Annotated in this window: 10 protein-coding genes; 2 read left to right on the forward strand and 8 right to left on the reverse strand. The window is 67.5% G+C overall.

All coding sequences use genetic code 11. The features are described from left to right. Positions 1-37: 37 nt before the first annotated feature. From L2U69_RS12310 to L2U69_RS12330, 5 genes are all read right to left on the reverse strand, one after another. A complete protein-coding gene (locus tag L2U69_RS12310; RefSeq protein WP_236107294.1) occupies positions 38-514 on the reverse strand; it encodes a TadE/TadG family type IV pilus assembly protein in 477 nt (158 codons plus the stop codon). Positions 515-579: 65 nt separating this feature from the next. Continuing rightward, positions 580-3,018 carry a pilus assembly protein TadG-related protein gene (locus tag L2U69_RS12315; RefSeq protein WP_236107297.1) on the reverse strand — a complete coding sequence of 813 codons (2,439 nt, stop codon included), beginning with the start codon at positions 3,016-3,018 and terminating at the stop codon, positions 580-582. Between the two features lie 44 nt (positions 3,019-3,062). Continuing rightward, positions 3,063-3,509 (reverse strand): TadE/TadG family type IV pilus assembly protein, encoded by a 447-nt coding sequence (locus L2U69_RS12320; protein ID WP_236107299.1) that lies wholly within the window; start codon positions 3,507-3,509, stop codon positions 3,063-3,065. 160 nt (positions 3,510-3,669) lie between these two features. Then, positions 3,670-4,371 carry a PAQR family membrane homeostasis protein TrhA gene (trhA, locus tag L2U69_RS12325; protein ID WP_236107301.1) on the reverse strand — a complete coding sequence of 234 codons (702 nt, stop codon included), beginning with the start codon at positions 4,369-4,371 and terminating at the stop codon, positions 3,670-3,672. A 16-nt stretch (positions 4,372-4,387) separates the two neighbouring features. Then, positions 4,388-5,227, reverse strand: coding sequence for a MipA/OmpV family protein (locus L2U69_RS12330; RefSeq protein ID WP_236107303.1), 840 nt, complete (start codon positions 5,225-5,227; stop codon positions 4,388-4,390). A gap of 183 nt (positions 5,228-5,410) precedes the next feature. On the opposite strand from L2U69_RS12330, the gene L2U69_RS12335 reads away from it, so the two are divergent. Beyond that, positions 5,411-6,829, forward strand: coding sequence for a WS/DGAT/MGAT family O-acyltransferase (locus L2U69_RS12335; protein ID WP_236107305.1), 1,419 nt, complete (start codon positions 5,411-5,413; stop codon positions 6,827-6,829). A gap of 69 nt (positions 6,830-6,898) precedes the next feature. On the opposite strand, the gene L2U69_RS12340 is transcribed toward L2U69_RS12335, so the two are convergent. From L2U69_RS12340 to hflK, 3 genes are all read right to left on the reverse strand, one after another. Continuing rightward, entirely contained in the window at positions 6,899-8,434 is a 1,536-nt protein-coding gene (locus L2U69_RS12340) for a DegQ family serine endoprotease (RefSeq protein WP_236107307.1), read from the reverse strand. 230 nt (positions 8,435-8,664) lie between these two features. Next, a complete protein-coding gene (gene hflC / locus L2U69_RS12345; protein ID WP_236107309.1) occupies positions 8,665-9,576 on the reverse strand; it encodes a protease modulator HflC in 912 nt (303 codons plus the stop codon). Beyond that, entirely contained in the window at positions 9,576-10,685 is a 1,110-nt protein-coding gene (gene hflK, locus L2U69_RS12350) for an FtsH protease activity modulator HflK (protein WP_236107311.1), read from the reverse strand. The genes hflC and hflK overlap by 1 nt, the downstream gene beginning before the upstream one ends. A gap of 192 nt (positions 10,686-10,877) precedes the next feature. On the opposite strand from hflK, the gene L2U69_RS12355 reads away from it, so the two are divergent. Continuing rightward, on the forward strand, positions 10,878-11,981 hold the full coding sequence (locus tag L2U69_RS12355) for an Mrp/NBP35 family ATP-binding protein (protein WP_236107312.1): 1,104 nt from the start codon (positions 10,878-10,880) through the stop codon (positions 11,979-11,981). Positions 11,982-12,002: the final 21 nt, after the last annotated feature.

A 12,002-nucleotide genomic window follows, 5' to 3' on the forward strand; every position in this document is an offset into this window, starting at 1 on the left:
GAAGTTAACGTCGGGCGCGGAGCAGGTCCAAATCCCGCTATTGGGAAATGGTGAACGAGCGGGTGGCGCTGACGTTGCCGGGCAGCGGCACGAAGACCTGCGGCATGATGCGGCAATTGCCGTCGCCGCCGTGGTCGAAGTCGTAGGACAGGGTGAAGGAGATCTGGCTTCCGACTTCGACCGGCGGATCCTCCCCGTCGACAATGGGGGTGGTGCTCAGCGCGCTGTAGGTCAGGGCCCCGGCGCAGCCGGTCATGTTCATGAAGCCCCGCAGCGTATCGTTCTGGGCGTCGAGATAGATCTGCTCGCGGTCGGCGCCGTCCTCGCCGAGCGAGACGAGACGGGCCACCTCGCCCGCGCGGTAGCGAAGCTGGACATAGTCCGCCAGAACCTCGCCATAGGAGAGGATGGCGAACATCAGGGTGAACATCAGGGTGGAGATCAGCGCGAATTCGATGATCGTCGCGCCGCGCTCTCCTTTCGTCACCGCTGCCTTTTCGCGGCCGAACATCATGTGACGCCTCCTTGCACGCTGTTTCCGGTCGGCCCGGCTTCCGCTTCGCCCGGGCTCCCGCGGCATCAGTTGACCAGACGGCCGCCGGAGGTACAGGTGAGATTGCCCCCGACCTCCACCGCATTGAGCTGCAGCCCGAGAAGCTCGAGCAGCGAATTCACCAGGGGATCGAGCAGATTGGACAGCACGTCCACCAGGGGCCCCAGGATCGTTTCCGTCAGCGTCTCGATCGGGCTGGTCAGCAGGCCGCCGGCCACCGGATTGATCGCCGTCAGGCTGGCCGCCAGCGGCGAGTCCGAGAGAAGTCCGCTGCTGCCACCGGTATAGACCTCGATGTCGAGAGAGCCGAGACTGTCGCCCAGGCTGTCCACCACGTTCTGGGTCGCATAGGCGTGGTAACCCTCGGGGTCCGGAATCGGCTCGCCGACGTTCGGCGGATCCTCGAACGTGTAATCCCCCAGATCCACCTCGTCGTTGGCGAGGAGCGGTGTCTCCAGCCCGAGAGTCACCCCCGCGATCGAGAAGGGCTCGCGCGGGCCCTGATGGGGATTGGGCAGGCCGTTCAGCGACGGATCGTCGGCACCGCTGATGGTCGCCGGCTGGGTGATGTCGCAGGTCAGCTTCAGGAGCAGCAGGCCGCAGACCTTGCGCTGGGTGACCGTGGTCGGAATCGTGCCGATGTCGATCAGCGACAGCGGGTCGACGATCGGGAATTCGGTCGAGCTGAAGACGCTGCCCGGGTTCTGCAGGGCGCCGACATTGGCCTTGGCGGCGGTGATCGCGGCACGCGCGGTCAGGGTCTTCTCGCCGTCGTCGCAGTCGTAGTCGGAGACATAGGCTTCGGCGCCGCCGACGTCGAGCACGACATCGACCCCAGGCCCCTGGCTCGGACCGCGATCGAGGATCAAGGTGTCGATGACATCGGCGGTGACGGTTTCGGTCTCCACGCAGGCCAGGAGGCAGACGACGCCGTTGAGCAGCCCGGCGACGAGATTGACCACCGCCTGGAGCGTGCCGACGACGTTCAGCGACAGCAGGGAATTGACCGCCGGCGCCACCTGATTGCCGAGCAGGCCGTTGACGAGGCCGGTCACCGCGTTCAGAAGGCCGGACACGTTCTCGAGCACCGGCAGATCGATCGAGATATGCAGGCGAACCTGGGCCGTGCGGACGTAGATCGCTTCCTCGAGCCAAGCATCGACCGCCGCGGCATAGCCCGCCGACGTGCCGTAATTGGCGCGCAGCGGCTTCGGCCCGGCGGCACGCGCGCGTTCCGGATCGCCGACGGCGGAAACCCGCGGCTTTTCGATGACCGCGACGCGGAGCGTGATGTTGGCGCCGCCGCCGAGCACGGTGTCGGTCAGGTCGCCGATGCCGTCCAGCGCCTCGAGCCCGGTCTCGCTGCCGAGATCGGTGAGCAGGTTGGAGAGCTGCGCGGTCGAGAGGTTGATCTCGCCGCCGACCGCATTCTCGCCGTTTGCCGCCATCAGCGTGCCGGTCAGGAGATCGAAGGCGGACAGCCCGACGTCGAGCGCGGAGGTGCCCGTGCCGGTCTGCACCCCGAGGATGTCGGCGAGGCGGATGGTGGTCGAACTGACGCCGGCCGACAATTGCGCGCCGATGGCGTCGAGCAGCACGCCGGCCGTCGAATCCTGGCCGAGCACGTCGACCGCCGCCCCGAGGATGTCGCCCACCCCGAGATCGGTATCGAGCACCTGCTCGTAACCGCCGGCATCGAGATCGATGTTCAGGCCTTCGTTCAGGATCAATTGCTGAAGGAAGTCCACGAGCGGGATCGGCGAGCCGTTCAGCAGGTCGACATTGGCATCGGCGAGACCGCCGGAGCCGATGGCGGTCAGGCCGATGTTGCCGCCGAGCAGCCCCAGGATGTCGTTCACCAGGCCGCCGTCGAGCTTCAGGAGATCGTTGCGGATGGTGAGCTGGGCCCGGGGCGGGTTGTCGTTCACCGCCGTCGAGACGGCCGCGACCTCGAGCGAGGTGATGCCGAGTGCCCGGGCGAAGAAACTGGGGGATTCCGCCTCGCCCTTGAGGCGGACGGCATCGCAGGCCTCGCAGGCCGTGCTGGCATTGGTGAAGCGGTCGTAGAGCGCGGGCCGCGCGCCCTGCTCGTCCGGCGCCGAATTATAGGTGCCGAAGCACATGAAGACCGTGCCGACGGCCTCCGGCGTGCCGCAGGAGACCGAGAGCTGGAGGGTTTCGCCGCCGTCGTAATTGAGGTTCAGGACCTGCGTGGCGCTGGTCATCGCATTGCTGTCGGCGCCGTCGACACCGGTCAGTTCGCGCGCGGCGGCAATGGCCGCGAGGTCGAGCGTGTCCTGCAGCCGCTGCTTCGAATAGAATCCGTAGCCGATGTCGACGACGATCGCGGTGACGGCGATGAACATGAAGAGTCCGACGGCGAGCAGGATCGCCGAAGCGCCGCGCTCGCCTCGCCCGTGCCTGCTGGCCGCCTTGGCCGTCGGATGATCCGTCGTCGTGGTCATGACCGTCGTCGTCTCCACTTTGCCTCTGCCCGAGCGCTTGCGGACTAGAGCGCGGTGAACGTGTTTTCGGCCGTCACCGTATCCGGTGTCGGCAGGAGGAAGACCGGCATCATCCGGCAGCCTTCCGGCCCGAAGTCATAGGTGCCGGTCACCGTCACCTGGCCGGAGAAGCCGCTCGACTCGAAGACCACGCATTGGTCCGCGAAGCCGCTGTTCGCCTTCACCTGAGCCTCGGCCCGGGTGAAGCGCGCCGCGCTGTCCCCCGCGTCGGTCCCGGTGGCGATCTGGCGCGAAAGCTCGCCGACCGCGTATTTCAACTGGATGTAGTTCGCCAGGATCTCGCCATAGGTCAGGATGCCCAGGACGATCGTCACCATGATGATCGCCGCGAAGGCGAATTCGATCATGGCGACGCCGCGCTCGCCCAGATGGCGCAGGGCCCGCCCGCCGGCACCTCGTTTCGTCGTCTTCATGTCAAGAACTGCACGCATCGGGCACATCCATTACTGCCGCGGCAATTTACCCCCGCTCCATCGTGGGTTCACCGCGCATCCGGCTCAATGTGATCCGATATTGGTAAAGAATTTCGTTAACAACCGGGAGCGGCTCGGATTAATACAACCGATATGGGAGTTTTTGCACCCCGTACCGTCAGGCATCGCCGGCGCCGGCACCAAAGGCCATGGCGCGCATGACGGCGGCGTAGTGGCAGGCGGTCGCGGCCAGCACGAAACCATGCCAGATCGCGTTCTGGTAGAGCAGGCGGTTCCAGACGTGAAACACGGTCCCGGCCGAGAACAACAGGCCGCCGATGCCGATCAGGATCGCCGTCGAGACTTCGATCGTGTCCATGAACTGGCGGATCGGAATCACCAGGAACCAGCCGAGCCCCAGGTAGACGCCGATGGAGAGCCGCTCGAAACGGCGCGGAAAGCCGATCTTCACGGCAACGCCGATCAGGGCGATGCCCCAGACCGTCGCGGTGACGGCGATCGCCCAGGGACCTTCGAGATAGCGCGTGGTGAAGGGCGTATAGGTGCCCGCGATCATGACGAAGATGGCGGCATGGTCGAAGCGGCGCAGGAATTCGCGCCGGGCCGACGGCCGGGTCAGATTATAGGCCGCGGAACAGAGCAGCATGGCGTTCAGGCCGACCAGATAGGGCAGCACCGCCGCCAGCGCGCCGCCGTCGCCGAAGATCGTCACCAGGACCAGCAGCACGATCGAGCCGACGGCGGCGAAGCCGACGCCGACACGGTGGATCCAGCGATCCGCCAACAGCTCGCCCGGCCGATAGGCCCGGGGGCCCCAGTCATAGCCGTCGCCCGCCGCCCGCTCCGTCCGTGCCGTCACGCCCGCCTCCTCCGGGTCACCAGGCGTAGGCCATGGTCATGGAGGCATAGAACTGGTTTTCGTCGCCCCGGTCCTTGACCACGGGGCTGTCGGCGGCGTCGCCGATCAGCCGGCGCCAGCCGGCCACGGCGCCGAGACGCCAGTTCTCCGAGAGATGCAGCACGGCGAGCGGCGCGATCCGAATGTCGCGGAAGCCGCCGTCCGGCTGAAAGGCCGAAAGCCCGCTCGCGGTCGCGTCCGCCGCGGTCACACCGAAGGTCTCGGCCATATAGTCGCCGCTGGCGAAGGAGACCCCGGCCAGCACGCCGAGATCGAGCCGCCCCGCCACCTCCTGGCGATAGATGACGGAGAGATCGGCGACGAAGCCGCCATGGCCGTCCGAGACGTCCTGCAGCAGATCGAGGCCGACGCGCAGGCGGTTGCGCGCATTCTCCGGGTCATGGATCTGCCAGCCGAGGGCGAGGCCGGCCTCCCAGGCGTCGTCCACCTCGTGAACCGCGCGCACCGTGGCGTCGTCGGCATCCTGGCGGCCCGGGCGGTAGTTCACCACCGGCCCGACCTGCCAGCGGCTGGCCCCGATGAAATTGGCGCGCAGCGCGGTGCCGATCAATTCGACGAAACGCCCCTCGCCCAGGCCGACATGGGCATAGACGGCGGGCACGATGCCCGAATCGCCCGCGCCCTCGTAATCGGGGGCGAAGCCCGCGCCCAGCGCCACCAGATCGTCACCCGACGCGAGGAACGCGGTCGAAACGTCCCCCAGATCGGCCCGGGCCGTCACCCCGAGCGCGGCCACCGCGCCGAGCAGGGCCCCCGCCAGCATACCGATCCATGTCGACGACATCCGTTCCCCCATGACCACCTCCCTGTCGCGGCGACAGGATAACATCGCGTCGCCCCCTCGCCAGTGCAATCGAGCCGCGCGCGGGCGATAGTCCATTCGGTCGATCCGTTGCAGGCCCGATGCCGCTAGGTTCGGCGCGACATCGGCGCTTGTGGCTTTGCCGAACACCATCGCAAACCCACAGGGAGCCTTCTGATGGAACGGCTGAAGGGCATCGACGCCTCCTTCCTCTATATCGAGACCCCGAACAACCACATGCATATCGGCATGCTGTGGATCCTGAAGCGCCCCGAGACGACGGCGCCCGGCGGCTATTTCGCGGCCGTGCGCAGGCTGATGGAAGGCCGCCTGCATCTCTCCAAGACCTATCGCCGGCGCCTGGTTCAGGTGCCCTTCGACGTCGACCATCCGATCTGGATCGAGGATCCGGATTTCGACCTGGACTTCCACCTGCGCCATATCGCGGTGCCGCCGCCGGGCGACCGCCACAAGCTGCTGGAACAGGTGGCGCGCCTGCATTCGCGCCCGCTGGACCGCAGCCGCCCGCTCTGGGAACTCTATGTCATCGAGGGCCTGCCCGACGACCAGGTGGCGGTCTACATCAAGATCCACCATTGCTGCATCGACGGCATGGCGGGGACGGAACTCATGGTCTCGCTGCTCGATTTCGGGCCCGAACCGCGCGAGGTGCCGCCGCCCGAAAGACCCTGGGTGCCGGAACGGGCGCCGAGCGACATCGAGGTGCTGCTGCGCGCCTCGGTCCACAGCGTCGTCTCGCCGCTGCGCAGCCTGCGCCGCCTGCCCAAGGTGGTCGGCGCAGGCGTCGCCTTCGGGCGCCGCGCCCTGGCCCGGACCGAAGCCATGCCCGCCGCCCCCTTCCAGGCTCCGAAGACCCCCTTCAACCGGGCGCTGACGCCGCATCGGCGCTATGCCGTGGGCGAGGTTTCGCTCGACCGCGTGAAGGCGCTGAAGAACGCGGTGGGCGTCACGGTGAACGACGTCATCCTCGCCATGTGCGCCGGGGCGCTGCGCCGCTATCTCGAACTGCGGAACGAATTGCCGGCCGAACCCCTGCTGGCGGTCTGCCCGGTCTCGGTCCGGACGGAGGGAGAGAACGCGGCCAACAACGCGGTCTCGGCCATGTTCGTCTCGCTGGCGACCGACATCGACGATCCCCTCGAACGGATCGAGGCGATCAAGGGCCATACGGTGCAGGCCAAGGAAGCCCTGAAGGCCCTGCCCGCCAACATGCTGCAGGACTGGTCGGCCTTCGCGGCCCCGCTGGTGGCGGCCCAGGCGGCACGGCTCTATTCGCGTTACAAGGTCGCGGACATGCATCGCCCGCCCTACAACGTCATCATCTCGAACGTGCCCGGCCCGCCCTTCCCGCTCTATCTGGCGGGGGCGGAGCTGGTGCATTCATATCCCATCTCGCTGGCGATCGAGGGCATCGCCCTCAACATCACCATCATGTCCTACCGCGACGAGGTCGCGATCGGCCTGACCGCCGACCGCGAGGCGGTTCCCGACATCGAACGCATGATGGAACAGATGCCCGCCGCCCTGGCCGATCTCGAAGCCGCCCTGAAAGCGCGAAAGAAGAAGGCGGGCTAGAGCGGGCGCGACAAGAGAAAAGGCCCGGCCGCATCGCTGCGACCGGGCCTTTTTGCGCAATCCGTCGGATTACTTGTCTACGCGCAATGCAACGAAGCTGAGGTCGCCTTCGCGCGAGACCAGGAACAGCACCGATTTCTTGCCGTCCGCCTTCTCGGCCTTGATCTTGTCGCTGACTTCCGCCGGGGTTTCGACCTTGGACTGCGCGACCTCGACGATCACGTCGCCCGGCCGCATGCCCTTTTCGGCCGCCTGGCTGTCGCCTTCGACATCGACCACGACGACGCCGTTCACGTCGTCCGGCAGGGAGAAGCGCTCGCGCTGGGCGTCGCCGAGCGGCGCGAGGCTCATGCCCAGAACGACCTGGGCCTTGGCCGGGCTGCTGCTGCCCTTGTCGCTGCCTTCGGCGGCGGCGGCGACCGCCGTCTCGTCCATCTGGCCGACCTGGATCTCGACCGTCTGCTGCTTGCCGTCGCGCCAGATGTCGACGTCGACCTTGGCGCCGATCTTGGTCTCCGCGACGACGCGGGGCAGGCTGCGCATGTCGGGCACGTCCTTGCCGTCGAAGCCGAGGATGACGTCGCCGACCTCGATACCGCCGTCCGCCGCCGGGCCCTTCTCGTCGACGCCGACGACCAGGGCGCCGCGCGCCTTGTCGAGGTTCAGGCTCTCGGCGATCTCGTCGGTCACCGTCTGGATGCGGACGCCGAGCCAGCCGCGCCGGGTTTCGCCGAATTCCCGAAGCTGGGCGACGACCTGCTTCGCCAGCGCCGACGGCACCGAGAAGCCGATGCCCACCGAACCGCCGGAAGGCGAATAGATCGCGGTGTTGATGCCGATCACCTCGCCATCCATGTTGAACAGCGGACCGCCCGAATTGCCCCGGTTGATCGCGGCATCGGTCTGGATGAAGTCGTCATAGGGACCGGCGTTGATGTCGCGGTTACGCGCCGAGACGATGCCCGCCGTGACCGAGCCGCCGAGACCGAAGGGGTTGCCGATGGCCATCACCCAGTCGCCGACACGGATCGCGTCGCTGTCGCCGAAGTTGACGTAGGGCAGCGGCTTGGACGGCTTCACCGTCAGCACCGCGACATCGGTCTTCTCGTCGTGACCGCGCAGTTCCGCCGGAAGCTGTGTACCGTCCGACAGGGTCACCGTGATTTCCTCGGCGCCCTGAATGACGTGATTGTTGGTCACGATCACGCCCGAGGCGTCGATGATGAAGCCCGAGCCGAGCGAGGTGACCTTGCGCGGTTCGGCGTTGCCCCGGCCCTGGCGCTCCAGGAAGTCCTTGAAGAATTCCTCGAAGGGCGAGCCGGGCGGGAACTGGGGCATCGGCACTTCGCCGTCGCCGCCGGAAACCGTCTGGGTGGTCGAGATGTTCACCACCGCTGGCGACAGTTTCTCGGCCAGATCGGCGAAACTGTCGGGGGCGCTGCGCGCCTGCGCCGCCTGGCTGCCGAGCATGACCGCCAGCAGAAGGAGGGCGGTGAAGAAGAGAAACACGCGGCGATGCAGGGCGGCATCGTCTCCCGAGCGGACCAGCGCACGAGCGCGCAGCGCGCTCTTCGGCAGGAGGCCCCGTTGTTGATTGAGATCCATCACCTGACGGCTCCATGCTGTGCCGGGACGGCGACGGGCCGCCACGGCGTTTCCTGCAACAGATTCGAGACCGGCCATGAAAGCGGCCGTCGGTCGGGGTTTAGGCGCCGATTGTGGACGCAATGTGACCGAAATAGCACGGTCACGGGATCAAATGAGGCCATTCCGCGACCGGCGGGAACTTTTCGCGCGGCCGGTGCTTACTGCGCGCCGGCCGCGCGGTTCCCCGATTACCGCGACGCCGGCACGCCCGAGATCGCCCCCGCCACATTGTCGAGATAGCGGAAGAAATCGCTGTTGGGCGACAGCACCATGGTGGTCGTCCTGTCGCTCAGGGCCTCGCGATAGGCCTGCATGGAGCGATAGAAGGCGAAGAAGGCCGGATCCTTGCCGAAGGCGTCGGCGAAGATCTTGATCGCCTGGGCATCGCCCTCGCCGCGCTTGATCTCGCTGTCGCGCTTGGCGTTGGCGATGATGACCGTCGCTTCGCGGTCCGCCTCGGCGCGGCGCTTCTGGGCCGCTTCCTGGCCGGTGGCGCGGATCAGCTTGGCTTCCTGCTCGCGCTCGGTGCGCATGCGCTGGAAGATCGCCTGGCTGTTGGCTTCCGGCAGATCGGCGCGGCGGATACGGACGTCGACGATCTCGACCCCGTTCTCCTTGGCCTTGGCGTCGACGAGCTGGCTGATGTTGCGCATGATCTCCGCCCTGAGGCCGCCGTGGGATTCGGCGCGCGGGTCGATCAGCAGGGCGGTCAGCGGTTCGCGGCCGACGACGTCGCGCAAGGTCGACGAGATGAAGGTCGCCAGCTGGCGCCTCGCGTTGTCCTCGTTGCGCAGGCGCTGGTAGTACTTCAGCGGATCGACGATGCGCCAGCGCGCGAAACTGTCGATGACGACGCGCTTCTGGTCGGCCGCGATCAATTCCTCGGCCGGGGCGTCGACCACCAGCACGCGCTTGTCGATGTAGACGACGTTCTGGAAGAACGGGATCTTGAAGTGCAGGCCGGGGTCCGCGACCATCTTCTTCGGTTCGCCGAACTGCAGGACCATGGCCTGCTGGGTCATGGACACGGTGAAGACGGACGACAGCGCGACGACCAGAATGGCGACGACGACGACGCCGGCGATGACGAGACGGTTCATCACTGGCCTCCCGCGGGGTTGCCCGGCGCACGGCCGAGTTCGGGCAGCGGCAGATAGGGCAGCACGCCCTGGGTCTGATTGCCGCCATCGAGAATCATCTTGTTCATGTTGCGCAGGATGCCTTCCATCGTCTCGATGTAGATGCGCTGCACGGTGACGTCCTTGGCCGCGTTATAGGCGGTGAGCACCGACTGGAAGCGCGACGCCTGACCCTGGGCATCCGCCACCACCTGCTGGCGGTAGCCTTCGGATTCCTGGAGGATCTTCTGGGCCTGGCCGCGGGCCTGGGGCACCTTGTCGTTGTAATAGGCTTCCGCCTCGTTGCGGTACTGCTCCTGGTTCGCGCGGGCGGCCTGGACGTCGCGGTAGGCTTCGATCACGGCGGCCGGCGGGTCGACCCGGTGGAGCTGGAGCTGGGTGATCTGGACACCCGCGCCATAGGCATTCAGCACCGACTGGATCAGTTCGCGGGCTTCGCGCGCGACGCGCTCGCGACCCTCGGTCTGGGCGTCCTGCAGGCGCGAGCGGCCGATCACCTCGCGCATGGCGGAAATGGCGACGGCGCGCACCGTGTCGTCCGGGTTCTCGATGTTGAAGAGATATTTGCCCGCGTCGTCGATCACCCAGAAGACCGAGAAGGCGACGTCGGCGATGTTCTCGTCACCGGTCAGGATCAGGCTCTCGTTCGCGGATTCGCGCCGCACCGAGCGGATGCTGTCGCTGAGCGGAAGGCCGACATCGACCCGGTTCTGGGTCGTGACGGACGGGGTCTGCACCCGTTCGATCGGGGCCGGCAGGTGATAGTGCAGGCCCGGATCCGTGGTCTCCACCCATTCGCCGAAGCGGGTGACGATGCCGAGCTGGTCGGGATCGACCCGATAGAAGCCGGTCGAGGCCCAGAGGCCGACGAGCACGAGGGCCGCGAGGGCGATGCCCCTCTTGCCCCAGCCGCCACCCGGCACCATTTCCTTGAAACGATCCTGACCGCGCCGCAGAAGGTCCTCGAGATTGGGCGGCTGCCCTCCCGGCCCGCGCGGGCCCTGGCCCCAAGGACCGCGATTGCCGCCGCCACCGCCGCCCCAAGGGCCGCCATTGTTCTGCCATGGCATGCTGTCGAGTTCTCCCAGCTTGTCGTTGCGCGCCGGGCCGACAGTTGGGCGCCGGACCACGATGCGCTATACCCCTGATTCTTGCGGGGGGCGACGGCGGATCGGCGAAGGTGAAGACCCGCGATTCCGGCGCCCCCGTTCCACGCCCTTCGCAATGTGGGCGAAATGCCGGGTAATTCAAGGACGAAGGCAATGACATTCCCGACCCGCGACGACGTTCTGGCCACCCTTGGCGGGATTCCCGACCCGCAGGGCGGCGGCGACATGGTCTCGTCCGGGCGCGTCACCGGCCTGATGCTGAAGGACGGCCACGTCGCCTTCTCGATCGCCGTCGAGCCCGCACGCGCGGCCGAAGCCGAGCCGCTGCGCGCCGCCTGCGAGAAGGCGGTGATGGCCATGGAGGGCGTCGTCTCGGTCACCGCCGTGCTGACCGCCCATCGCGACGCCCCGCCGCCCCCGCCGCCGCAACAGCCCCGCGCCGCCGCCTCGATCGCGGTGCCGGGGGTGAAGCGGATCCTGGCCGTCGCCAGCGGCAAGGGCGGCGTCGGCAAATCGACGACGGCGGTCAATCTGGCGCTGGGCCTGAAACGGCTCGGGCTTTCGGTCGGGCTGCTCGACGCCGACATCTACGGCCCCTCGATCCCGCGCATGCTGGGCCTCGACCAGAAGCCCCGCACCAATGCCGACAAGAAACTGATCCCGCTCGAAGCCTTCGGCCTGAAGGCGATGTCGATCGGCCTTCTGGTGCCGGAGGACCAGGCGGTCATCTGGCGCGGCCCCATGGTCATGAGCGCCATCGGGCAGTTGCTGTCGGACGTCGCCTGGGGACCGCTCGACATCCTCGTCATCGACCTGCCGCCGGGCACGGGCGATGCCCAGCTGACGCTGTGCCAGCGCGCGCCGCTCTCGGGCGCCGTCATCGTCTCGACGCCCCAGGACATCGCCCTGATCGACGCGCGGAAGGGCCTCGCCATGTTCCAGAAGGTCGAGGTGCCGGTGCTCGGCATCGTCGAGAACATGAGCTATTTCACGTGCCCCCATTGCGGCGAGCGCTCGGACATCTTCGCCCATGGCGGCGCCCACCGGACCGCGACGGCGCTGGGCGTCGATTTCCTGGGCGAGATCCCGCTCCATATCGCCATTCGCGAACATGCCGACGAGGGCCGCCCCATCGTCGCCGTCGCCCCCGAAACCGCCGAGGCCGAGGCCTATATGGCGGTGGCGCGCGGGGTGCTGGCCAGATTGGAGGCGAAGGGCGATAGTGAGCGCGCGGCGCCGCGCATCGTGATCGGCTGAGCGCGCCCGCGCGGTTCAATC

It is taken from the genome of Zavarzinia marina (assembly GCF_021568905.1).
GTDB classification, from domain to species: domain Bacteria; phylum Pseudomonadota; class Alphaproteobacteria; order Zavarziniales; family Zavarziniaceae; genus Zavarzinia; species Zavarzinia marina.